The sequence below is a fragment of the Blastopirellula sp. SH421 genome, assembly GCF_057808535.1.
Window position 1 is genome coordinate 2,777,202 of sequence record NZ_CM173712.1, and the last position, 25,037, is coordinate 2,802,238.

Genomic DNA, 25,037 nt, shown 5'->3' on the forward strand with positions numbered 1-25,037 from the left:
TCCGTCGATGATCCATCAGATTCAAAGCAGAAGAGGTCGCTAGCAAATTGCAGAGCGCGTCTCCTCTCTTTGTTTCGGTCACATCAACTGGGCAAGTTCAGAAGAGCTTGTCGTTTTTTACGATTCTGCCGAATGTGCCGCTGTCGCTGCTAGCTGCTGTCCTACTGAATGGGGGCCATTAAGCGAGAAAGAGCAACCGTCAGTCGGAAGGCGTAAGATTGCTGCGCCAGTTCGTCGGCGTGGGCTTCACGACATTGCTCAAAATCTTGTTCCAGCATCTGCGCCACTTCGGTCGCAAACTTGTGATCGGCGGCTGCAATCATGATTTCAAAATTGAGATGGAACGAGCGATTATCAAGATTCGCCGTACCGACCGCCGCAAAGTGATCGTCAACCAGCACCACTTTTTGATGCAGGAAACCAGGCTCATACCGAAAGAAACGAACCCCGCTGGGCGCCGCTTCGGCGATGAACGAGAAGGCCGATAAGTAAACCAAGATATGATCGGGACGCTCTGGCAGGATAATGCGAACATCACATCCGCGGATCGCCGCCAGCTGCAGCGCCGCAATGACCGGCGGGTCAGGCACAAAGTATGGACTTGCGATCCAGACCCGTTTTTGCGCCATGTTGATCGACTGCACAAAAAATAGCGTGCAGCGTTCGATGTCGTCCGCTGGGCCTGTCGGTAAGACCAGCACTTGTTGGTCATCGTCCGAAGGTTCGGGGATCCACTCGACCGGCGGTAGTTCGTGCGTCGCCCAGTTCCAGTCTTCGAGAAACGAACGCTGGACGGCTTGAACCGCTGGACCGCGGAGTTCGACGTGGGTATCGCGCCACGGGCCGATTTTCGGATCGCGCCCCATATATTCGTCGCCGACGTTGTGTCCGCCAACATAGGCCGTTTGCCCGTCAACGACAACAATTTTGCGATGATTGCGAAAATTGAGCTGAAAGCGATTGCCGCGTCCTTTGGTCGTATGAAACGGCACGATCAAGACGCCAGCTTCGCGCAATTGGGTGACGTAATGGCGCGAGAGGCCATAGCTGCCGATTTCGTCATACAAGACCGAGACGTGGACCCCGGCTTTGGCCCGTTCGATCAACTGCTGCTGTAGCGCCCGACCTAGCTCATCATCGCGCAAGATATAGAACTGCACGAGGACATATTTTTCGGCCGTCGCGATCGCGGCGAAGATCGCGTCAAACGTCGCTTCGCCGTTGATCAGCAGCCGAATCGAGTTTTTGCGGCTAAACGGAAACTCGGCCAGATTCTCGAAGGTCTTCAGTTCATATGGCATTTCGGCAGAGACGATAAACTTGCCAGCTGCGCCGCGCAGCGTGCTCGTCATATGCTGGACGCCGCGATTTTCGCTGCGGCGAGCTTCGACATAGCCATGGAAACGATTGCGGCCGAAGATCCAATAGGCAGGGACCGCAACATACGGAAACATGAACAGCGTAATCGCCCAGGCAATCGCCCCCTGCGAGGTACGCGTCTTCATAATCGCATTGATCGCCGTCAGCACTCCGAGCGAATGAGCACAGAGGGCGATCAGCCCGATTTCTTGAATCCATTCCATACTGCAATTTCCAGCCGGCGGTCGCTTGTTAATCTGATTTTGTAACAGTGAAGGCGTCCAAGCATAGCATGATCGCCGCACCAAACCGACACGCGGAATCCCTTCTAACCGGAATCTTAAGTTGAGTTGGAATAATTGAATCGATCGCGCCGGCGCCGCATACTAGTTACACGTCTCATGACGTTTTGAGGCGCCCTGGCTTGGTGAGCCGTGCCAAGTCAACCGAGGCAATTCCTCTCGGTTCGCATAACTCCCTGACCCGTGTCGTCTGGCTTGGACTTTACTCTGTTGAGAAGTTTCCTATGTTTCGCCCTGCTTTCTTTGTCGGTCTGATTTGCTGTTTGGGGGCGACCCATTCCTATGCTGACCAGCGCCCCAACATCCTACTGGCCATCTCGGATGACCAGTCATGGCTCGACACTTCGCTTGCCGGCAGCAAGTCGGCGGCGACGCCCAATTTTGACCAGATCGCGCGCCGCGGAGCCTATTTCAAGCATGCGATTGCAGCTTCACCAGGATGTTCTCCTTCCCGAGCCGCTCTGCTGACGGGACGTTACCCTTGGATGATTGAAGAAGCAGGCACACACGCTTCGTCATTTCCGCAGAAGTATGTTGTCTATCCGGACCTATTAGAAGCGGCTGGCTATTTTGTGGGCTTCACCGGCAAAGGTTGGGGCCCCGGCAATTTCAAAATCAGCGGTCGCGAACGCAATCCGGCCGGCCCGGCGTATCAAAAACGAAAGCTGGCGAAGAAGCCAACCTCCGGCATCAACAACAATGACTATGCGGCGAACTTCGCTGATTTTCTGGCTGATCGACCTGCCGACACCCCCTTCTGTTTTTGGTTTGGCGCGATGGAGCCGCATCGTCCTTATAAGGTCGGCAGCGGCGTCGCCGCAGGCAAAGCCCTCACCGATGCAACGTTGCCGCCGTTTCTGCCGGACGCCGAACCGGTACGCAGCGATTTGCTGGACTATTGCCGTGAAATTGAGTGGTTTGATCAACAGTTAGGAGCGATGCTGAAGCAGATTGAAGCGCTCGGCGAGCTAGAAAACACGATCGTCGTCGTCACCAGCGACAACGGCATGCCGTTTCCCCGAGCCAAAGCGAACAACTACGAGTACGGGATCCACATGCCGTTGGCGATCGCCTGGCCGGCAAAAATCACCGCAGGGCAAACGATCGCCGAGCCGGTCAGCTTGACCGATCTGGCGCCCACGTTTCTCGCAGCCGCCGGCGTCAACTTGCCTGTTGGCGACGCGCCGCCGATGATCGGCCGTAATTTGCTGCCGCGTTTGACTGGCCAGCAAGATATGTTGACTGGCGGCGTTTATAGTTCGCGCGAGCGTCACTCTTCGTCGCGCTGGAACAATCTCACCTATCCGCAGCGCTCCCTGAGAACCGAACAATACTTGCTGATCCGCAACTTTCAGCCGCAGCGTTGGCCTGCTGGTGCACCGCAAGTCTTTGCCAAGCCCGGCGTCTTGGGCCCGCCGCATGGTGGATATCATGACATTGATGGCTCGCCAACGCTGAACTGGATGGTCGATAATCGAGCAGCGGCGGCGGTAGCTCCATTGTTTCAAGCAGCGGTAGAACGTCGGCCGGCGATTGAACTTTTCGATATTCAGGCCGATCCAGGTTGTCTAAAAAATTTAGCGGACGATGCTTCCAAAGCCGATAAAAGAGCTGTCTTGGAGGAGGAGTTGAACGACTATCTGACCAAGACCGGCGATCCTCGAATGAGCGGTTCTGGCGAAATTTGGGAGACTTATCCCCGATTTAGCCCAATTCGCGACTTCCCGAAGCCGGATTGGGCCGAATAACGGTTGCGGCTGCTTAGTGGAATAGCAGCCGACCGCCTTGGCGGATTAGGCTTGTTGTTTTCCCCTCGTGCGGAAGCGGTCACGAAGATTCATGCAAACTTCTTGACAGACTGCGGTAACTCACGCCCCTCATTGCGGCGACTCCCCTACCGCATAATTGGCCCAATTTGGTACGATTCACGATTCACTGTTTTTCCAGAATCGCGCTAGAGATACGTCCATGCGTCGCGACGACATTCGCAACATCGTAATTATCGCCCACGTCGACCACGGCAAAACGACCTTGGTTGACTGTCTGCTCAAGCAAAGCGGCCAGTTCCGTGACAGCCAATTGAGCAGCGAGCGAATCCTCGACTCGAATGATCAAGAAAAAGAACGTGGCATCACAATCTTGGCCAAAAATATCGCGCTCCCCTTCAAGGGCGTGAAGATCAATATTATCGACACGCCGGGACACGCCGACTTTGGGGGCGAAGTTGAACGCGTTCTCAGTATGGCGGACGGCGCGCTAGTGTTGGTCGACGCCGCCGAAGGCCCGATGCCGCAGACGCGGTTTGTGTTGGCCAAGGCGCTCGAGTGCAAACTGCAGCCGATTGTGGTGATCAATAAGGTCGACAAGCCTGACGCGCGACCGATGGAAGTGGTCGACGAAGTGCTCGATCTCTTTTTGGCTCTGGGCGCTGACGACACGTTGGCCGATTTTCCCTTTATCTTCACCAGCGCCAAACAAGGCTTCGCTTCGCATGATCCGACGGAGCGTAGCGGCACGATGGAGCCGTTGCTCGATCTAGTGCTGAAACACATTCCCGGTCCTGAAGTTGAGCCGGAAGAGCCGTTGCAGATTCTCTGCACGACGCTCGCTTGGTCCGAATTTGTCGGCCGCATCGCGATCGGTCGCATCAAAGCTGGACGCATCAAAAAAGGACAGAACGTCTCTGTCACCAAGATGGACGACAAACTGCAACGCGCCAAAATTAGCTCGGTGCAAGTTTTTGAGAACCTCGGCCGCGTTGACGTCGATTCTGCCGAAGCGGGCGATGTGGTCGCATTGTGCGGTATCGAAGACATCGATATCGGCGATACGATCTGCGAACTCGACAAGCCGAAGCCGCTGCCGCGATTGTTGGTTGACGAACCGACGTTGGAAATGGTCTTTACCATCAACACGTCGCCATTTGTCGGCAAAGATGGCAAGTATGTCACGTCGCGTAACCTGCGCGATCGTCTTTACAAAGAGCTAGAACGCAACGTCGCCCTGCGAGTGCGCGACGCCGGATCGGCCGACGCGTTTGCAGTCGCGGGACGCGGTGTGTTGCACTTGGCAGTGCTGGTCGAGACGATGCGTCGTGAAGGATTTGAACTCGCGGTGAGCAAGCCGCAGGTCATCACGCGTGAAGTCGACGGCCGCAAAGAAGAGCCGTTTGAAAACCTGGTAGTCGAAGTTCCGTCGATCAAGATGGGCCCGGTTATGGAACTGGTCGGCGAACGTCGTGGCGAAATGTTGGAGATGTCGCCGCGTGGCGATTTCACCCAGGTCGTCTTCTCGATCCCGGCTCGTGGTTTGATCGGCATCCGCACCAAGATGCTCAACGCGACGCAAGGAGAAGCGATCATCAATCATCGCTTTGACTCGTATCGCCCGGTCAGCGGTGACGTGCCGCGTCGGCCCAACGGCGTGTTGATCTCGAACTCAACCGGCAAAGCGGTCGGGTTTTCGCTCTTCAGTTTGCAAGATCGTTCCGATTTGTTCATCAAGCCGGGCGAAGAATTGTACGAAGGGATGATCGTCGGCGAGAACGTCCGTAACGAAGACATGGTCGTCAATCCGATCCGCGAAAAGAAGCTGACCAACATGCGTGCCTCTGGTTCGGACGAAAACATCGTCTTGAAGCCGCCGCGTCAGATGTCGCTAGAAGCAGCGCTAGAGTACATCGAAGACGATGAACTGGTCGAGGTGACCCCTAACTTCATCCGCTTGCGCAAGATGACGCTCAAAGAAGCGGATCGTCGTCGCACAGGGCGGAAGAATTAGAAATCGCGCTTGCGATCTGAAAAGAGGCGATTTGTCTCCTCGGGTTAGTTGACTGACACCCCCCTGGTTGCATAAGCTTGCAGCAAATCTTTGTTGCAAGCTAACTGGGGGTTTTTGATGGACAATTGGCTGCCTTTGCTTGCCGAAGGTCCGCAGCGCGTGGGGGCACGCGTTACGGTAAGCATCTTTTTCGGCTTGGTCGGATTTGCTGCCGGGATCGTCTATGTCCTGATCAAAACCAATCTGCTGCGCAATCGCAGGCAGATCTTCCCCGCGCTTTACTCCAGCATTCCGTTCTTCAGCGGCGGCGTCATCTTTTTTGGAGTGGCCGCCGCCTATTTGCAGGGTCGAGAGCCGTCTATTCCCTTTATTGGGAACCCGGATGAGCTTGGCAATCCCAATCCTCAGCCGCGAGAACTCATCACGCAATCTCGTCAGCCTTCGCCGATTCCGCAATCCGCACCCGCGCCGCAACCCAGTCAAACCTCCGTCGAGACGCGAGCAATCTACCAGCCGGCGACGCGCGCAATGCCAGACGAGAAAACCATGCAGGCGGCAAATGACGTCTGGCGATCAGGGCCGCGCAGGTCTCCCCTGTTTCCCCCTGCCGAGCAAGAGAATCCTCCGACGGGGAATGCCCGGCAGGGAAACCCTCAGAGCGATCTTGCCCAGCGAATGCGCGAGCCGCAACGCGATGCCGAGCCGCGAAAGTCATTCTTTGGTCAGGCCGAAACGCCATCGCAGCCCGTCCAGGAAACGGCCGAATTCGCGACCACGGAACTGCCGAAACCGGCTCAGCCGCTTAGTCGGTTCGCCTATGGAGGCGGATCCGTTCAAGAGGGCTCGCTGTTGGGGCGAGCCAGTGGAGTGCCGTTTACCGATCGGGCGCCAGTCGGGGGCGTGATGGTTGGTGCAATCTGCTTTATTGGGGATCACTGGGGCAAATCAGTCGCCGGGATTCAACCGATCTATCAGGTTGGCGACAAATATATCAAAGGGGAGATTTGCGGTAATCAGACCGATCGCCCGCTGCTAACGTTGGCCGATCCCGGCGGAGCGGTGATCGGCGCCAACGTGCGGATCGGCCTGATTATGGATTCGGTGCAACTTCTCTATGGTCCGATCAAGGGAAGCAAAGTCGATGCTCAGGAGGCTTACTTGGGCGCCCCCGCAGGTTCCAGCGGGGGAAGTCCTCGCAGCTTTGACTCGGACGGCCAAATGATCGCCGGCATCTTTGGGACGTATGAAAAAGATAAAAGCCTGGTGTCGCTAGGCATGTATGTCATTCCGCGCATCCAAGCGACCGACTCTCCCATGCCCTCTGCCGAGAGCGAGCTGCGCACGTTCACCAGCGGTGACGGCAAGTTCACGATCAAAGCGAAGCTGCTGAATGTGAACGAAGATGGCACGATCCGTTTAGAAAAAGAAGACGGATCAAAGTTTTCGGCGCCGATCCAAAGTCTTAGCGACGAAGATCAAGCCTATATCCGCACGAAACAGTGAATTGTTAGCGTTGCGCTAAGTTCGCTCGACGGCGGCTCTGCGGTCATGCACAATACAACTCTCCTTTGAGCTTGTGCTGATTTCCCTCCCCCGGAGCCAAAGATCATGCGAATCGCGCCATTCCTTACGTTGTTGCTGTTGGTGATTGCCGCCCCGCTTGCTGCCGCTGAAAAAGAAAAGCATGTGCTGCTGCTAGGAATCGACGGTTGCCGCTTTGACGCGATGCAAAAGGCGAAGACGCCGAACCTGGATCGGCTGATCGCTCGCGGCATCTTCTCGCCAACGACATTGATCCTGGGAGATCGATACCGGAAGAACGATACGATCAGCGGTCCCGGCTGGGGAAGCATCAATACTGGCGTGTGGGCTGACAAGCACAACGTGCAAGGGAATCAGTTTAAAGAGCCTCACTTCGACAAGTTTCCGCACTTCTTTCATTATGTGAAGCAGGGAAATCCCCAGGCGAAAACTGTCTCGATCATCAATTGGGCTCCGATCGCAAAATACATCGTCTCTTCCGCCGACGTTTCGATCGATACCAGCGGTAACGGCAAATCCTATGACCAAGCGGACGCGGATGCGGCGGCCGAAGCGGTTCGATTGTTAGCTGCCGAGTCGCCGACAGCGATGATGCTTTACATGGGCGAAGTCGACGGCGCCGGTCATGCCCATGGCTTTCACCCTAGTGTTCCCCAATACATCGCAGCGATCGAAAATGTCGATACGCTCATCGGACCGGTGTTGGATGCGATCGATAAACGCACTGACGAGGAGTGGTTGATCGTCGTCACTAGCGATCACGGCGGTTCGGGACGCGGTCATAGCAACGGACATACGGATCCTGACATCCTGCACAGTTTTTTAATCGTGAGCGGCGCAAGCGCTCAGCAAGGCAAGTTTGCTGACCAAGTCTACATCGTCGACGCTGTGCCAACTTTGTTGACCTACTTAGGGGTGAAGATCGACGACGCTTGGCAGTTAGACGGACATGCGGTTGGACTGAAGTCGCCCCCGGTCGATCAAGCGACCAACGCGAAGTAGCAGAGGGTCTCAAGCAATACGGTCGCCGCTAATCCTCCGGCGGCGATCGCTGCACCGCGGCCGGTAACTGGCTGGGCGCTAGGACCAAACCCAAAATAGCCGCCAAGGCCGTTCCATATCCAAAAGCCCAGCGGCAAGCAAACCGCGGCGAACAATGCGAGTTGCCAAAGTGAGCCCCCTAGTTTTAAGATTTCTGCGGCGTCTCCAACCGGCGTGATTATCGCAGCCCCCAAATAGGCGCCGTTGGCGATCAAGCAGAATCCGGCGAAGAACGCTGCCAGCGGTTCATGGCGGCTACGCCCTAGACGCATCGCCATCCAAATCGCCAGCGGCAGAGCGACACCCGCCAAAGGCCCAGCCCAAATAATCATCAGATGAGCTTGTTGCGCACTATAGTCGGTTCGCGAGATATCCCACGGCACCAGATAAGCCCGATGCACGCTGCCGCCCGATAACCAAGCGGCAAGCACGTGCCCTAGCTCGTGAACGACTTGCATCCAGAGCCAGCAGTTCAGCAAAATCGCGAAGCTAAAAATGCTTCGTATCATTTTACGCGACCTACAGGACGAAGCCCGGCGCCTTTGGTTTTGGTCAGGCTGTCCCCTAGATCGGCTCGCGCTTCGTCCGCCAGTTTTTGAAGACGAGCGACCACTTCAGGATGTGAATCCTTGACGTCGGTCGTTTCACCGACATCGCTATCCAGGTCAAATAATGCCAGGCCGATCTGGGCCTGTTGGTAGTCTGCCGGTAGTCCCTCTTTGCCACCCGCGCGACCATTCATCGTGCGATAGCCGTGCGGAAAATGCATTTTCCATTTGCCGCTGCGGATTGCTTGCAGTTGATCGCCGTAATAGAAGACGTACGCATCATGCGGGCTCTTGGCGCCTGGCTGACCGGTGAGGATCGGCCAGATGTTTTTGCCGTCGATCTTATGATCGGGCAGTTTGGCGCCGATCAAATCGGCGACGGTCGGCAGAATATCGATCGTCATCATCGGCGTCGAGCAGGTTTTGCCCGCTGGGATCACGCCGGGTTCCCAAAAGATCGTCGGTTCGCGGCAACCGCCATCAAACATGGTCCCCTTCCCTTCTCGCAACGGACCTGCCGAGCCTGCGTGATCGCCATACGAGAGCCAAGGGCCGTTGTCCGAGGTGAAGATCACCAGCGTGTTGTCGTCCAGCTTGTTCCGCCGCAATGCCTCGATGATCTGACCGACGGACCAGTCGACTTCCATCACGACATCACCAAACAGACCGGCGCCCGACTTGCCGGCAAACTTGTCAGAGACGTATAGCGGGACATGCACCATCGAGTGGGGAACGTACAGGAAGAACGGCTTCGCCTGATTGTCATCGATAAACTTGACTGCTCGCTCGGTATAAAGCGTGGTCAGGTTCCGCTGATCTTCTGGCGTGACTTCGGTGTCGATGATTTCATTTTTTTCGTACAGCGGCAGATCGGGATAGGTCTTTCGCTGTTGTTCTGGGCTCTTGTTTCGCAGGGCTGGATGATAGGGCCACATGTCGTTCGAGTACGGCAGGCCAACGTAATCGTCAAAGCCATGTTGAAGCGGCAGGAACTCTGGGTGGTGACCAAGGTGCCATTTGCCGTAGCAAGCGGTCGCGTAGCCTTTTTGCTTGCAGATCTCGGCTAACGTCGTTTCTTCAGCGCTTAGACCGATCTTCGCTTGCGGGCCAAGCGCCCCCAAGATGCCGATCCGATTGTTGTAACAACCGGTCAACAGTCCGGCACGTGAAGCGGAGCAAACCGCCTGGGTAACGTAAAAGTCAGTGCAAACCGTTCCTTCTTTGGCCAATTGATCCAGATGCGGCGTCGGATAGTCTTTGGCGCCAAACGGCCCGATGTCGGCGTAGCCCATGTCGTCGATAAAGATGATGACGATGTTGGGGAGACGTTTGGCGTCAGCAGCGAAGATATCGGCTGCGCAAGTGACGCTGGCGATGATTGCAGCAGCCAGTAAGGCGAGATTACGAAGCATGAGAGAGCACTCGGATGGGGGGATTCGATTAGGGAGTGGTAACTTATTGTCACCCATCCGATCCGATGGGTCAACTTTGGGCGATGTCATAGGGCCTGCCGGGATCTTTCCAGCCTAAAAGTAGACGCTTGCTCTCGATAGCGTGCTTGATGTGCACAGAAACGCCTAGTTTGTGCGAATTATGGGCCATTCGATTTCACGTGCAATCTTCTTCGGTTTAGGTTGCATGAATGCTAACCCAGGTTGCATGAATATTTAATAGACGACAATTTTGTGCAGTGTTAAAATCAAAGCCCCAAGCCTGCCATGCCGTTTACTCGCTGCGAATCCCTCGCGTTGAGTCCCTCCTGCTTACATAGTTGCAACCATGATGGTCATGCCTTCCTACCGTTCAGCCAGGGGCAAGTGGCGCTTCGGCGCTGTTTGTTTGGCGATCGCTCTGCTTGCTTGTTCCGCTGCTTCGGCCGCCGAAACCGAGCCCAAGAAGGTTAGTTTTGTCAACGATGTGGTCCCTGTGTTGACCAAAGCCGGTTGCAATCTGGGAACTTGTCACGCCAAAGCCGGAGGTGGACAAAACGGGTTCCAGCTTTCGCTGCTTGGATTTGAAGCGGCCGAAGACTACGAGAGTATTGTCCGCGAAGCACGAGGGCGTCGTCTGTTTCCTCCCGTTCCTGAAGAAAGTCTCCTGCTACAGAAAGCGGCGGCCGAAACCCCGCATGGCGGCGGCGTTCGTCTGGCGAAGGATTCGGAAGGTTACGAGCTCATCCGTCGTTGGATCAGCGAAGGAGCCGCCTATCAACTGGAAGCCGATCCAGAGTTGCAGACGATTGCAGTGGAGCCTGCTCGCGGCGTCGTCAACATGGGCCAAGAGCAACAACTGAAAGCGATTGCGACCTTTTCGGACGGCAGCCAGCGAGACGTCACTCCGTTTGCGCTGTTTGAATCAAATTCAGAAGCGATGGCCGAGGTTTCTGCCAACGGTCTGGTCAAGATGCACAACATTCCGGGACGCGTTGCGATCATGCTGCGTTACCAGGACAAAGCGGCCGTCTTTACGGCGGCGGTTCCGTTGGGAGCGTCGGTCAGCAACTTGCCGCAAGCCAAAAACTTTGTGGATGAACTGGTCTTCGCCAACCTCACCGAGATCGGCATACCTCCTTCCCCGGTTTGCGATGATGCGACTTTCCTGCGTCGTATTTCGCTGGACCTCGCCGGACGTCTGCCAACTGCGGCGGAAGCGGAGGCCTTTTTGGTTAGCACCGAACCGAACAAACGCGATCAAATGATCGATCGGCTGCTACGCAGTCCCGGCTATGCCGACTTCTTCGCCAACAAGTGGACGTCGCTGCTCAAAAATCGTCGCGATGATGCGAGCGATATCACCTCGAACTTCGCCTTCCATGCTTGGATTCGCGATAGTCTGTTGCAAAACGTTCCGTACGATCAAATGGTCCGCGAGTTGTTAGCCGCTACCGGCACCGTCGTCGCGAATCCTCCGGTCGCTTGGTACAAGCGTGTGAAGGAGCCAAAGGAGCAGTTAGAGGATGTCGCCCAGCTGTTTTTAGGTGTCCGTCTGCAATGTGCCCAGTGTCATCACCATCCCTTCGAACGTTGGAGCCAGGACGACTATTACAGTCTCTCCGCCTTCTTCAGCCAAGTTGGCCGGAAGCCGACCGGCACTCGCGGTGAAGATATGATCTTTCACAAACGCGGCGTCGCGACGGCGACCAATGTCAAAACCGGCGTTGCCCTCAAACCGGCGGCCTTGGGGGATGATGTCGGCGAGATCCCGGCCGATCGGGATCCTCGCTTGAAATTAGCTGATTGGATCTCGAAGCCCGACAATCCCTTCTTCGCCAAGGCGCTGGTCAACCGGTATTGGAAGCACTTCTTCAAACGCGGGCTGATCGAACCGGAGGATGATATCCGCGACACCAATCCACCATCAAACCCCGAGTTGTTAGCGGCGCTCGAAGCCCACTTTATCGAGAGCGGCTACGACCTGAAAGAACTCGTTCGCGTGATCACTCAGTCGCAGGCCTACCAGTTGAGCGCCACGCCTGACGAATACAACCTGGTCGACGAGCAAAACTACTCTCGCTATTATCCGCGACGCATGCAGGCCGAAGTCTTGTTGGACGCCGTCGATGACTTGACCGGAGCGCCGACCAACTTCGCCAACCTGCCGCCGGGTACCCGAGCCGTCGCGCTTCCCGACAATAGCTACAACAACGCGTCTCTCTTCCTCCGCGTCTTTGGACGTCCTGACAATTCGAGCGTGTGTGAATGTGAGCGGGTGCAATCTTCCAGCTTGGCCCAAAGTCTACACTTGATCAATTCGGCCGAAATCAAATCGAAGCTCAGCGTCGCTCAAGGGCGCGCCGCCACGTTGGCCACTAAAGATGCTCCGCCTGAAGACAAAATCCGTGAGATCTATTTGGTCGCATTTGCGCGTGAGCCTGATTCTGAAGAGCTGCAAATTGCCCTGGAGTACCTCAACACCGTTCCGACTGACGCCGCCGGCAAACCGCTGGGCGCCGTGCAAGCGGCACAGCAGAACTTTCAGGACCTTATTTGGGCCGTGATGAATTCGAAAGAGTTCCTGTTTAACCACTAAGAGGATGCGAGATGAACGACAATCGACAGGCCGTCCTCCCCTGGCTGCTTCTGATGTTGCTCTGCACCGCCGCATGGCCGTCGATCGCAGCAGCACAAGCCGTCTGTTTGCCGGCTCCACGTCTGCTGACCACGATGCCGATGGGCGGGCAAGTCGGAACCACCGTCGATGTGACAATCACCGGTGATCAACTCGAAGATCTCGACGAGCTTCGCTTTTCGCATCCCGGTATTACCGCAACTCCCAAGCTGGCCGCCGACGGAACTCCCGTCGTCAATCAGTACACGGTCACCATCGCTGCTGACTGTCCGCTGGGGATTCATGAAGCCCGAGTGATGACGCGACTTGGTATTTCTTCGTCCCGCGTCTTCAACGTTGGTGCACTGACCGAAAGCATCTCTACGACCCCCAATACGACGCTTGCGACCGCCACGCCGCTGGCGATCAACTCTATTTGCAACGGCAAAATGACCGCCAAGGCGATCGATTACTTCACCTTTGACGCGAAGCAGGGACAACGCCTGATTGTCAGCTGCGCCGCGACGGGGATTGACTCCAAGTTGGCGCCGGTCTTGATTGTGGCGGATGAAAGTGGGAATGACCTGTTGGTCGAACGCCGCGGCGGTTCGATTGATTTCACTCCTGCAGTGGATGGCAAATATGTGATCAAGGTTCATGACCTCACCTTTGCCGGTGGGCCGTATCACTTCTACCGCTTGGCGGTGCAAGAGATCGCGGCTGACGCTCCCCTGCCGCTGTTGGCGTCGACTCGCAATGTAAATGCGTTCTCTTGGCCGCCGGCTAATTTAAGTGATGACAAACTCACCGCTGAACAAGAGCCCAACAATTCGGCCGAACAGATTCAAAAAATCTCGCTTCCCTGCGATATCAGCGGCAACTTTTACCCGGCGGCCGATGTCGACGCGTTTGAGTTCACCGCCAAAAAGGGCGAAGTCTGGTGGGTGGAAGTTGTCTCCGAGCGACTCGGCCTGCCGACCGACCCATCGATTGTCGTTCAGCAGATCAAAGGCGCCGACGCCAACGCTGTAGCGGTTGATCTAGTCGAGCTGACCGATATCGCTAGTCCGGTTAAGGTCTCCAGCAACGGCTATAGTTATGACGGCCCTTGCTACAACGCCGGGTCGTCTGACATCAATGGAAAAATCGAGATCCCAGAAGACGGCGTTTACCGACTGCAACTGACCGATCTGTTTGGTGGAACTCGCAACGATCCGCGTAATGTCTATCGAATGATTATCCGTCAAGCTCAACCCGACTTTGCTGTTGTCGGCTGGGCGCTGCATATGAATCTTCGCAACGGTGACCGCAACGCCCTTTCCAAACCGATCGCGCTGCGCGGCGGCGCGACGATGGCGATGGAAGTAGTCGCGATTCGCCGGGATGGATTTGACGGCCCGATCGAACTGGCCGTCGACAATTTGCCCGAAGGCGTAACCGCCGCCGGGCTGACAATTCCTGCAGGCAAATCCAACGGCATCCTGCTGTTTACCGCGGCAGAGAACGCTCCGCGAGGTCTGACTAGCGCCAACTTTGTAGGCCGTGCCGACATCAGCGGCCAGCAGGTGACCCGACAAGGCAGCATGGCTTCGATGACTTGGCCGGTGACCGATCAGTGGAGCGAGATTCCTAATCCTCGTCTGCTGGCCGATGTGCCGATCTCGGTGGGTGGTTCGGAGTCGGCGCCGCTGACCATCGCACCTGCCGAGCCGAAAGTTTACGAAGTAACGGCCGGGCAGACGCTGACTATTCCACTGGTTCATACGCGCCGTACTGACTTCTCTGGTGAGGTGATGAGCCTGAAAACCTTCGGGCAGGGCTTCGAGGCGAACCCCGCCTTCGACTTGAAATTGACCGAGGATTCCTCGGAGGTAACGCTCGATCTGGCGAAGCTGAAGCCGGCGCCTGGGACGTACACGATCGCCTTCTACGGCAGCGCCGTCGCCAAGTATCGCGATCATCCCGAAGCGATCGCGGTCGCCGAAGTTGCTTTGGAGTTGGCCAAAAAGAACGCTGCCGAAGCGGCCGCCGCCGCAACAACGCCGGCCGTGTCGATGCAACCCACAGCGCCAACTGCGCCGTTGACGACCGCCGAAAAGGAGGCGGCTGAAACCGCAGTCAAAGCCGCCGCGGCCAAAAAAGCGGAGGCCGATGCGGCCGTTGTCGCCGCCGATAAACAATTGAAAGCTGCCCAAGCGAAAGCTGCTCCTAAAGATATTGTCGACATCGTTGTCTCTACGCCTATCGAAATCCGCGTACTACCCGCGGTGGAGGTTACTCAGAAATGACACACCCATTCAACGCAGCGTCGGCTATTTGTCCTGGTCCCCTTTCGCGTCGCGGCTTCATGCGAATGGGGCTCGCCGGTTTCTCTTCGCTCAGCTTGCCTGGCGTGTTGCGACTGAAGGCCGAAAGCCCCACGCTCGACAGCGCAAAACAAAAGACCGCTGTGATCATGGTTTGGCAGCCCGGCGGATGCTCGCACATCGACACCTACGATCCAAAGCCGAATGCGCCGCTCGAATATCGCGGTCCCTTCAGCACCATTCCGACCAAAGTGCCCGGCATGCACTTTACCGAACTGCTGCCGATGCAAGCCGCCATCGCCGACAAGTTCACGGTTCTCCGCTCAATGCACCAAAGCGCCGGCGGGCATCCGGCCGGTTCGATGCAACTGCTTTCTGGTGACTCCGACACGCGCGACAAACCGGCGCCGCGACTGCCCGATTGGATGTCGGTCGCTAATTACCTGCGATCGCAGGAAGGCCCGCGGACCAATCCGCTGCCGATCTACGCAGGGGTCAATCCGCCCGGCAACTACACCGGTCCTGCTTACCTGGGTGATGCTTATGCACCGTTTGCAGTCAGCGGCGATCCCAATAATCCCAGCTTTACGGTCCCCAACATCGGCGTCTCGGATCCACGCGAACTAACGCGTCTGGAACGTCGCGCCACGCTGCGCCAAAAACTTGACACGCTGGAGCGCGCTTTCGACAAAGCGGGCGAACTCGAAGCGCTCGACGAGTTTGAAATGCAGGCCATGACGCTGCTGACCAATCCGAAAACCAAAGAGGCTTTCGATCTTAGCCAAGAGAGCGACAAGACGCGCGACCGCTACGGCCGCAACACCTGGGGGCAGCAATTGTTATTGGCTCGTCGCTTGGTCGAAGCAGGCGTCGAGATTCTTACGTCAAGTCTGCATGGACCCTTGTGCGGACGTGTCAGTAATTGGGACGACCATGCGGTCAATCATCATGTCTTTGACGCTATGCGGTTCCGGGCTCAAGCCTACGATCAAGCAGTTTCGGCTTTGATTGAAGATATCTACGAGCGTGGTTTGGACGAACGCGTACTGGTCGTTGTGACCGGCGAATTTGGACGGACCCCAAAGGTCAACTATGAGCCCAGCACCGGCGCCGGAAACGCCAGCGCCGCAGCCGGAACCAAACAACCAGGCCGCGACCATTGGCCCCGCGCGTTTTCCAACATCTGGGCTGGAGGCGGGATCGAAACAGGACGCTTTATCGGTGCGACGGACTCCAAGGGAGAAGACACCATCGATCGTATCTGCGGTCCTGGCGACTTCCTGGCGACCATCTATCACCATCTTGGGATCGATGGAAGTAAAGTCTTTATCAAAGACCTCAACGGGCGCCCGACTCCCATCGTCGACCACGGAGCACCAATTCCAGAATTGATCTCCTAGTAATTACAAAAGAAAAAGCAAGCAACGCGGCCTAAGCCACCGATCAAAAACCGCACACGTTTTTTTTCTTCGTAGTCCGTTGCGCCAGCGAGGGAAATCCGGCCTCTATTCCAAATGACGAAGGTCGAATGTCGAAAACCGAATGTCGAATTCAGTACAGTAGGGTGGGTGCAGCAAGCGATTCACGGCATCCAATTTCAAACAACGTCCCCGCTTGCGTAACCCACCAATGCCGCCGGATTGTTCGGCAGGGCCGGTGGGTTGCGCAAAACCGGTTGCGTTGGTTGGTGATGGTGGGATTGGTTTCGGTTTTGCTCCATCCACCCTACGATTGCTATGTTATCTCCGTCGCTTGTTCCGCACTTTCGGGCGTCGTTTTTGTGACTGGCGGGGCGGCTGGACTGGACTCGGTTGCGAATTTTTTTCGAGTGGACTCTCGCCGAACATTTTTTCTGGCGGCTGGACTGGACTCGCAGGCGTTTCTTTTTCGGCGTAGGCGATCAGTTCGGCGGTGGTGAAGGTGGGGAAGACGGTGTCGAGCGGGTCGAACTTGGGTGCATCCGGATTGTTCAGTTCCGCCAGATCGACCAAGCGATACCGGGCCTCGCCCTGGCCCCGGAAGGCTTCCGTTTTCGAGACCAGGCGAATTTCTCCGGCGTCGACCATGCGCTGCCAAGCCAAGCCAAAATTGCTTCCGCTCATCCCGCTTTGCTCGCGGATTTTCAGCTTGGTCGCTTTCTCCGGGGCGATCTGCGAGATCACGCCGCGCAGCTTCCAGCGCAAGCGTTCGGCCTGTGATTTGGCCGCCAGTTGAGCATTTTCTTCAACGATGGAGGGCTCGTCGCGCAGCTGCACTTCCCATTTGCCGCCGGCTTCCTCTTCGTATTGCCCTTCGTCAATGTCCAGGCCCCATTGGCTGCTTCTTCGCGCGCCGCCGCCGACTGTTAGCCATAATTGATGGCGCCCGGTTCCTGGTTCGAATGTTTGCCGGCGATTCACCAAGAGCCATTGGCGGGCAATGCCGCTGCACGCCGAACCGCCCAGATCGGCGGCGGTCATGGCTCGCGGGGACAACTCTCTGCGCGTCGGGCAACAGATGATCGGCGTGGCGCCTGCTTTTTGACAACAGCGAACCAACGCGCTCAACTGCTTGGCTTGGGCCCGCGGCGTCGCATCCGCCAAATCGGCGACGTCGATCAGTACGACTTCTAACTGATGCTGCTCGATCCAAGCGGTCAGCCGCTGCAAATTGACCGGACTGCCAGGGTCGTCCATGTTCAGGCTCCAGATCAGTCGGTCGAGCGTCAACAGATCGACTTGGGCCGCAGCGCTCCAGCGCGGCGCCATGTCGGCGATTGTTGGCTCAACTTCTTCGCTGCCCACAAAGCCGACGCGAAATGCCCGCTCGGCCGCGAACTGCCCCAAAAATTTGCCCCCGCTGGCCAGTGCTCCGCACAAGTCAACCGCCAGCGAAGTTTTCAGACATTTCGAAGGCCCCAAAATCACCGCCGCCTGATGCCGGGCGAGTACTCCCGGCAATAGCCAAGCCTGCGGCGTTTGCCGCGCCAACAATTGAACCGTGGTCAGCCCCTCTAAGGGTTCATCAGGCCGCAGTTGCCCCAGGTCCAAATGCTGAAAAACAGCCGCTGTCTTCGCAGAATCGGAACGCAACAAACTCGAAAGCCCTGCGGCCGATTCCGCATGGTGGATTGGATTAGCAATCGACTCGAAAGAAGCAGACTCCATCATGGCCGTTGACATGAAAATTTCTCCCCCATGGCTCACCCTGGCGCAGCAGAAAAACCTCGCCGAACCAGCGATCACCCGATGCAAACGCCCAGCCCGATCCCCCGGCCAAACGCCCCAAAAACAGCCCCCAACGCATCCCGCAGGCGCCCGATATTTTGTAGATAGGCAGAATCAAACCGCAGCTTGATTACCTGTACATATTTATACTAATATGGTTTCAGCAAGTCAACCTTGTTTTGGGAAGATTAGTGCGGCCGCGGCGGGAAGGTTTTGACGGCAAAGAGGCAGCACGATCGCCATGCGGAAAGAGCCGCGATTTAGCGCTGGGGTGGCCCACCCAGTTCGCCGACTTTGTCCGATAGTCGCCTTTCGCTAATCGGACGCTTTCGCGGGAGCGAAAGGCGACTATCGGGCTAGGCTCACATCGATCAAAATATAAACAGCGGCACGATGATAGCCGCGGTTTTTTGTGCTTTGCGGCGACGGGCGAACATCGATTCTTACCGTGTCTTCCCGCTCTTCATCCGTGGCCTGGCCGTGTTCCATTCTTCATCTTCTACTCGTCTTACTTCCCAACGGTAATCGCGTGCAATTGTTTGCCGGTGGCGCCGTCCCAGATGAATAGGCGTCCGTCGTCGCTGCCGGCGACGACTAGTTTGCCATCGGATGTTGCGTCGACGCAGTGGAGCCAGATAGCGGCGGCGAAGTTGCGGACGGTTCCGCCGTTGGCGGCGTTTTGGAGGCGGACGGTTCCGTCCCCGCAGCTGGAGATGATTTGGTCGGTTGCGCCGATGTACTTGACGGACGTGATGTCTCTGGCGTAGCCGGTGATGGTTCGCTGCAGGTCGGTTGTTTCGACGTTCCAAACTTTGATGGTTTGATCCGCTGCCGCCGAAACGATTGTTTGGGCGTCTTCTTTCCAAGCGACGCCCAGCACGTAGTCGCCGTGCCCTTCTAGTTGCCGCAGCTGTTTCTCGGTCGCTGCGTCCCAGATACGTAGGTACTTGTCGGCGCCGGCGGTGATCAGCTGCGACCCATCCGGAGAAAACCTGGCCGCATAGATCACATCCGAGTGGGCCTTGGGCTGGTGATGGACTTGGCTGCCATCGGCGACCTGGAAGATTCCCCATTCGCCGCTACGTGATGCAGCGCCGCCGCCGACCAGTAACCAAGTCGCCGTCGAGTTGAAGTCGAGCGAGGTTACGCGGCTGGAAATCATTTCAGGCTGTTCGGCCGATCCGATCGTCCGCGTCAGTCGCCAGGCGGGGTTCAGATCCCAAAGGACCGCTTCGGTCGCGCCGTATGCCGAGACCAATCGCTGGTTATCCAAAAAGGCCAGGGGAAAAAGGGGCGCCGCTTGTTCGGTGAACGTTTCTAGCGGAGCGCCGGTCTCGGCGTTCCAAATTTGCACGCTGGGCAGGTCGCCGGATGTTGCGACGATTTGACTGTTGGGAGAAAAACGAACCGTACGCAGTGGGCGCTCAGCCGCGGTGATCTGCTGGTTGGCTGCAGCGAGGCTTGCTTGCAGTAGCTGAACGCGCTGTTCGGCGGCGGTCACCAGCTGTTTAACGGCTGCGACCATGGCGGTGGTTTCTTGGGTAGCAGTTGTTGCCGAGGTCTGCTTTTTCAGCGCGAGTTTCTGTACCGCTTCGGCTTCGATAAACGCCTGTTCGGCAGTTGGTTCTGGCTGTTCGGCTTTCTTTTCGGTGGGGGCCGGTGCGTCGGGAACAGGCTGTTCGGTCTTTGCCACCGCTTGTGCTTGGTCCAGCGCCAGCTTCTTTTTGGCGAGATCTTCCTGGGCGGCGGTCAGCGCCTCGTCAGCGATCTTTTGCGCCTCGGTTCGGGTTGTCAGGTCGCCCTCGACGGTGGTTAAGCGTTGTTTCAAGATGGTCACACGCTGGTTGGCCGCTTTGACATCGTTATCTAAGCGAGCCGCGAATTGCTGCTTGCGCACGTCTCCTTTCAACTCGGCGATCTGCTTGCCAGCAGAGTCCCATAGTTTGGCCGTGTGATTTTCGCTGACCGAGGCGATCCGTTTTGCATCGGCGCTAAAATCGAGATCCAGCACCGGGGCGCCGTGGTCCAACTCGGCGATTTGCTTGAGCGGGCTGAGACTCCAACGACGAATTTTGCCGTCGAGACTTGCTGATAAAACCTGCTGCGGTTGGTCGGGGGATGCGGCCAGTGCGGTGATTGTGTTGTCATGTGCAGGAGTCTCGCTGGTGGCGATTAGCAGACTTGCTTCAGCGGCGGCGCCCTCCCCTGGTGTCGATTCTACCGTAGTAGTCGAAGGCTGCATCTCTGGCGGCGACTGCGGCTGTTTCCAGGTGCGTAGCAGCTTGTCAGCGCCGGCGGTTACCACAATTTGCGGCGGACTGGCTTGGTTGTCTGCAGGTTTGGCGGTTGCGACTAGTGCCAGCGCATGAACTGGACTTGGCGACTGAAGCATGCCTAACGCGGCTCCATCCTGGGACTGCCAGAATCGGACGGTTCCGTCCAGCGACGCCGAGACGAGACGCTGACTATCAGTGGTGAAGCGAAGTGCGGAAACTCGATCGGTGTGCGCTGTTAGTTTGGCGCCGGGCTCAGCCGTCGCGGCGTTCCAAAGCTGGATGGTATGATCGGCGCCGGCGGTCGCCAGCCATTTTTGATCTGGGCTGACTGCGATGGCGGCCAGCGCGTTGCCGGTTGGTAAAGTCGCTTGGCGTGTCTGACGCGGCTTTTCCCAAAGCTTGACTTCGCGAAATCCGCCAGAGGCGAGCAAGCTGCCGTCACTGCTCCAGGCCAAAGATTTGACGGTGTCTTGATGGGCCGATCCTGGGGCCAGGGATGAGTCTTGGAGTTGAGCCAATTGTTGGCCCGACTTGGTGTCATAGACAAACAACTGGTTGGCTCGCGTGACGGCGACCTGCTGACCATCGGGACTAAGCGCCAGTGCATAGCTAGGTTTAAGACTGCCGGCCAGTGGTTCCCACTTCCATGAAGTAGGCGCCGCTGATTCGCCGCCGTGGGCGCCTTGATCAATCCACAGGCGGATTAGTCCTAACTGCTGCGAAGTCAACGTGGGCGCGTTAACGTCATTGTCCAGCGGCGGCATGAACGACTCTTCCTGATGCGCCGCGAGTTTTAGCAACAAGCTCTCGGCCCCTTTGCCGACGACGATCGCAGCGCCCGAGTCTCCGCCTGCGAGGATCGCTTTGGGGCTCTCAAGCACCAAGCCGCCGTTTCGCTCACTGTCACTGTGACAAGCAAGACAGCTTTGGCGAAAGATCGGCAGGATCTCTTGCTCAAATTGGATCGGCGTCGGTCGCTTTAGTTCCTCAACCGGAATCGGGTCGCCGTGGGCGATTGAACAACAGACCAACGCAACAACGAGAGGAAGAGCGAGCAGTCGCATTGTAGGATCCTGGCGGGTGGGATTGCCGGCGCGGCGGAGGGCGGCGCGCGAGTCCAACTGGGAGGTAGGTAGGTTCAGGAAGGCATGCGGGGGACGCAGATTATATACAAACTACGACAGTTGGATTGTAGCAGATCGCCTCGGAACCTTCAAAGAAACCTTGGCTGAGAAATGCGAGATTGCATCGGTTGCTGGCCGCTGCGAACTACAGAAATAGGGCCGCCCTCCCTTTTTGGAGGGCGGCGCCTAGGTAGTGGTCTGTAGTGTGCGCGAATCGATAACTCGTTCCGACTCAGGCGCCGTGCTCCTTCCGCGAAGACGCGGTAAGCGCATGGCGCCTGACGAAGAGTAGGAACACGAAAATTGAGTTGCGATGGATTACTTAGTGAGCCGAGAGATTTTCGTCGGGCGCAGCATCTTCGTCTTGCTTATCGCCGGTCCACCATTCGGAGAGGGACTGGAACAACACGAAGAAGACCGGCACGAAAAAGACGGCCAGGATGGTGGATGCGATCATCCCGCCGAAGACCGCGGTGCCGAGCGCTTGTTGACCGGCGGCGCCGGCGCCGGTGGCGAAGACCAGCGGCGATACGCCTAGAATGAATGCGAAGCTGGTCATCAAGATCGGGCGAAATCGTAAACGTGACGCTTGGATTGCCGAGTCAATGATTGTCTCGCCGCGAGCGCGGATTTCGCGTGCGAACTCAACAATTAAAATCGCGTTTTTACTAGCCAATGCGATGATTAGCACGATGCCGATCTGCGTGTACAGATTATTGTCCATCCCGCGGATCGCGACGGCGGCAACGGCGCCGAGCACGCCGAGCGGCACGACCAAGATCACTGCGGCCGGGATCAACCAACTTTCGTACTGCGCGGCGAGCACCAAGTAAACGAGGGCGACCGCCATGCCAAAGATAAAGATGGCTTGACCGCCGACTCGTTTCTCTTGAAACGACATGCCGGTCCAGTCGTAGTTCATTGAACGCGGCAGCGTGCGTTGGGCGATTTGCTCCATCAAGGCGAGCGACTCGCCGGAGCTATAACCTTGTGCCGGTCCGCCGGTGATGGACGCAGTCGGATAGAGATTGTAACGATTCACGATTTGTGGCCCAAACGAACGTTCCACTGTTCCTAGCGTTCCGATCGGCACCATCTCGCCGTTGATGTTACGCACTTCAAGCTGTTTGATGTCTTCAGGATCGGCGCGGAACTCGGCCTCGGCTTGAACTCGCACTTGGTAGGTTCGGCCAAACTTGTTGAAGTCGTTTACATAGGCCGAGCCAAGGTAAGCTTGCAGCGTGGTGAAGACGCTGGCCAGCGGCACGCCCAATGTTTTCACTTTTTCGCGGTCGATGTCGACATAAAGTTGCGGCACGCCAGAGCGGAAGGTGGTTTTGACTCCGGCCAGCGATGACTGCGTATTGGCGTCTTCAACGATTGCTTGGGTAATGTTTTGCAGTTCGGCCAGACCGACATCGGCTTGGTCTTCGATTTGCATTTGAAAACCGCTGCGCACGCCGAGCCCACGAATGGCCGGCGGGGGAAACGGGAAGACGACCGCTTCTTTGATCTGCGCCATTTGGCCGCCGAGCCCGCCCAGGATCGCTTCGAGCGTGTGCCCATGTTCTAGCCGCTCTTCCCACGGTTCGAGCGTGACAAACATGGTGCCCATGTTGGGCGCATTGCTGCCGTCGAGCAGTGACAGACCGCCGATGGTGATCCAGTCGGCGACGCCTGGCTGCTGTTCCATGATCTCGTCCAGACGCGACATCACGTCACGAGTCCGCTGCTGCGAGGCGGCGTCGGGGAGTTGGACGGCGACAAAGATATAGCCTTGGTCTTCGTTCGGGAAAAAGCCGGTTGGAACCTGTTGATACCACCAGCCGGTGAGTCCCACGATCGCGACAAACAGAATCATCATCAGCGCGATTCGCCGGACCATGATCGCGACGATCGATGCGTAGATTCCTTCAAAGATGTTGTAAACGTAGTTGAAACCGCGGTAGAAGAAGTTTTTGGGTTTGCCGCTCGGCGCTCGTAACCACAATGCGCATTGGGCCGGTTTGAGCGTCAGTGCGTTTAACGCGCTGATGAGAGCGGATGCGGCGATCGTTAAAGCAAACTGCCGATAGAGCTGGCCAGTGATGCCGCCCATGAATGCGGCCGGCACAAATACGGCCATCAGCACCAGGGTGATGCCGATAATTGGGCCCAGCACTTCGTCCATGGCTTGAATGGTCGCCGGCTTGGGCTTCATCCCTTGTTCGATATGGTGCGCCGCATTTTCGACGATCACGATCGCATCATCAACGACGATGCCGATCGCCAGAATGATGCCGAACAGGGTTAACATATTGACGGAGAAGCCGAGCGCCGCCATCGCGGCGAAGGCGCCGATGATGGTCACCGGAACGGTGGTCGCTGGGATCAACAACGCGCGCCAATCTTGCAAAAAGACCAGGATCACCACCAGCACTAGCACGCCGGCTTCAATCAGCGTCTTGTAAACTTCATGGATCGACGCTTCGACAAACAAAGTGGTATCCAGCGGAACTTCGTAACGCATACCTTCTGGGAAGGATCCGCTGAGCCGATCCATGGTTTGCCGTACGTTATGGGCGACGTCCAACGCATTCGCGCCAGGCAACTGGTAGATGGCGATGTTGGCGGTCGGCTGACCTTGTTTCAGATTGAATTGGTCGTAACCCTGTGAGCCAAGCTCGACTCGCGCGACATCTTTGAGCCGCGTGACGCGACGATCTTCGCCGGTTTTGAGGATAATATTTTTAAATTGTTCGCTGTCACTCAAGCGTCCTAAGACCGAGACGGTGTATTGGAATGGCGTATCGCTAAGCGCTGGCGGTTGTCCGATCTGCCCTGCGGCGACCTGGACGTTTTGCTCGCGGATCGCCAGCAGTACGTCTTCGGCCGCCATGTTGCGGGCTTTGAGCTTATCGGGATCTAACCAGATTCGCATGCTGTAGTCGGTCGCCCCAAACACGGTGACGTCGCCGACTCCATTGATGCGGCTTAGCTCATCACGCAATCGCAAGGTTGCATAGTTCGACAGATAGAGCTGATCGATCTCTTTGTTTTCGCTGGTTAGCGACAACAGTAGGATGATGTTGGTCGACTGTTTTTTGACGGTCAGCCCTTGTCGCATCACTTCTTCCGGCAGACTGGCTTCGGCCGCGGCGACGCGGTTTTGCACCAACACTTGCGATTGATCAAGGTCTGAGCCAATCTCAAAGGTGACGGTCAACGTGTAGGAACCGTCACTGGAGGAGGTCGAAGACATGTAGAGCATGTTCTCGACGCCGTTGACTTGTTGTTCGATCGGTGCGGCGACCGTGCTGGCGACTACTTCGGCGTTGGCGCCGGGGTATACGCAGCTAACGCGGACTGTCGGCGGGGTGATCTCTGGGTATTGCTCAATCGGCAAATTAAAGAGCGCGACCGTTCCGACCAGCATCGTAATAATGGCGATGACGTTCGCGAAGATCGGGCGTTCGATGAAAAATTTCGACAACATGCGGCGATCGATCGATGAAGGAGCGGAATCA

The 25,037-nt window shown here is 57.0% G+C and carries 13 protein-coding genes; 7 read left to right on the forward strand and 6 right to left on the reverse strand.

What is annotated here, in order from left to right:
* Positions 1–161: 161 nt before the first annotated feature.
* On the reverse strand, positions 162–1,583 hold the full coding sequence (gene cls, locus SH421x_RS11475) for a cardiolipin synthase (RefSeq protein WP_488855733.1): 1,422 nt from the start codon (positions 1,581–1,583) through the stop codon (positions 162–164).
* Positions 1,584–1,885: 302 nt separating this feature from the next.
* Between cls and SH421x_RS11480 the strand changes: the two genes are divergently transcribed.
* From SH421x_RS11480 to SH421x_RS11495, 4 genes are all read left to right on the forward strand, one after another.
* Positions 1,886–3,409 (forward strand): sulfatase family protein, encoded by a 1,524-nt coding sequence (locus SH421x_RS11480; protein WP_488855734.1) that lies wholly within the window; start codon positions 1,886–1,888, stop codon positions 3,407–3,409.
* 220 nt (positions 3,410–3,629) lie between these two features.
* Entirely contained in the window at positions 3,630–5,441 is a 1,812-nt protein-coding gene (gene typA / locus SH421x_RS11485; protein WP_488855736.1) for a translational GTPase TypA, read from the forward strand.
* Between the two features lie 117 nt (positions 5,442–5,558).
* The gene (locus SH421x_RS11490; RefSeq protein ID WP_488855737.1) at positions 5,559–6,944 is read left to right on the forward strand and encodes an SHD1 domain-containing protein; all 1,386 of its coding nucleotides are present in this window, start codon (positions 5,559–5,561) and stop codon (positions 6,942–6,944) included.
* A 105-nt stretch (positions 6,945–7,049) separates the two neighbouring features.
* Entirely contained in the window at positions 7,050–7,985 is a 936-nt protein-coding gene (locus SH421x_RS11495) for an alkaline phosphatase family protein (RefSeq protein ID WP_488855738.1), read from the forward strand.
* On the opposite strand, the gene SH421x_RS11500 is transcribed toward SH421x_RS11495, so the two are convergent.
* On the reverse strand, positions 7,964–8,533 hold the full coding sequence (locus SH421x_RS11500) for a M50 family metallopeptidase (RefSeq protein WP_488855739.1): 570 nt from the start codon (positions 8,531–8,533) through the stop codon (positions 7,964–7,966). The two genes, SH421x_RS11495 and SH421x_RS11500, sit on opposite strands and share 22 nt — an antisense overlap.
* Positions 8,530–9,984: a sulfatase family protein gene (locus SH421x_RS11505; RefSeq protein WP_488855740.1), complete on the reverse strand. Its 1,455-nt coding sequence runs from the start codon at positions 9,982–9,984 to the stop codon at positions 8,530–8,532. Before SH421x_RS11505 ends, SH421x_RS11500 begins: the two co-directional genes overlap by 4 nt.
* A gap of 427 nt (positions 9,985–10,411) precedes the next feature.
* Here SH421x_RS11505 and SH421x_RS11510 point away from each other — a divergent pair, with 427 nt between their 5' ends.
* From SH421x_RS11510 to SH421x_RS11520, 3 genes are read left to right on the forward strand one after another with little or no spacing between them, the layout of a single operon-like run.
* Positions 10,412–12,601, forward strand: coding sequence for a DUF1549 domain-containing protein (locus SH421x_RS11510; RefSeq protein ID WP_488855741.1), 2,190 nt, complete (start codon positions 10,412–10,414; stop codon positions 12,599–12,601).
* A gap of 11 nt (positions 12,602–12,612) precedes the next feature.
* Positions 12,613–14,907 (forward strand): serine protease, encoded by a 2,295-nt coding sequence (locus tag SH421x_RS11515; protein WP_488855742.1) that lies wholly within the window; start codon positions 12,613–12,615, stop codon positions 14,905–14,907.
* The gene (locus SH421x_RS11520) at positions 14,904–16,325 is read left to right on the forward strand and encodes a DUF1501 domain-containing protein (protein ID WP_488855743.1); all 1,422 of its coding nucleotides are present in this window, start codon (positions 14,904–14,906) and stop codon (positions 16,323–16,325) included. Before SH421x_RS11515 ends, SH421x_RS11520 begins: the two co-directional genes overlap by 4 nt.
* A gap of 339 nt (positions 16,326–16,664) precedes the next feature.
* On the opposite strand, the gene SH421x_RS11525 is transcribed toward SH421x_RS11520, so the two are convergent.
* The 3 genes from SH421x_RS11525 to SH421x_RS11535 form a co-directional block, all read right to left on the reverse strand.
* On the reverse strand, positions 16,665–18,086 hold the full coding sequence (locus tag SH421x_RS11525; RefSeq protein ID WP_488855745.1) for an AAA family ATPase: 1,422 nt from the start codon (positions 18,084–18,086) through the stop codon (positions 16,665–16,667).
* Between the two features lie 553 nt (positions 18,087–18,639).
* Entirely contained in the window at positions 18,640–21,471 is a 2,832-nt protein-coding gene (locus tag SH421x_RS11530; protein ID WP_488855746.1) for a WD40 repeat domain-containing protein, read from the reverse strand.
* A gap of 382 nt (positions 21,472–21,853) precedes the next feature.
* Positions 21,854–25,006, reverse strand: a complete 3,153-nt coding sequence (locus tag SH421x_RS11535; RefSeq protein ID WP_488855748.1) for an efflux RND transporter permease subunit — start codon at positions 25,004–25,006, stop codon at positions 21,854–21,856.
* Positions 25,007–25,037 lie beyond the last annotated feature (31 nt).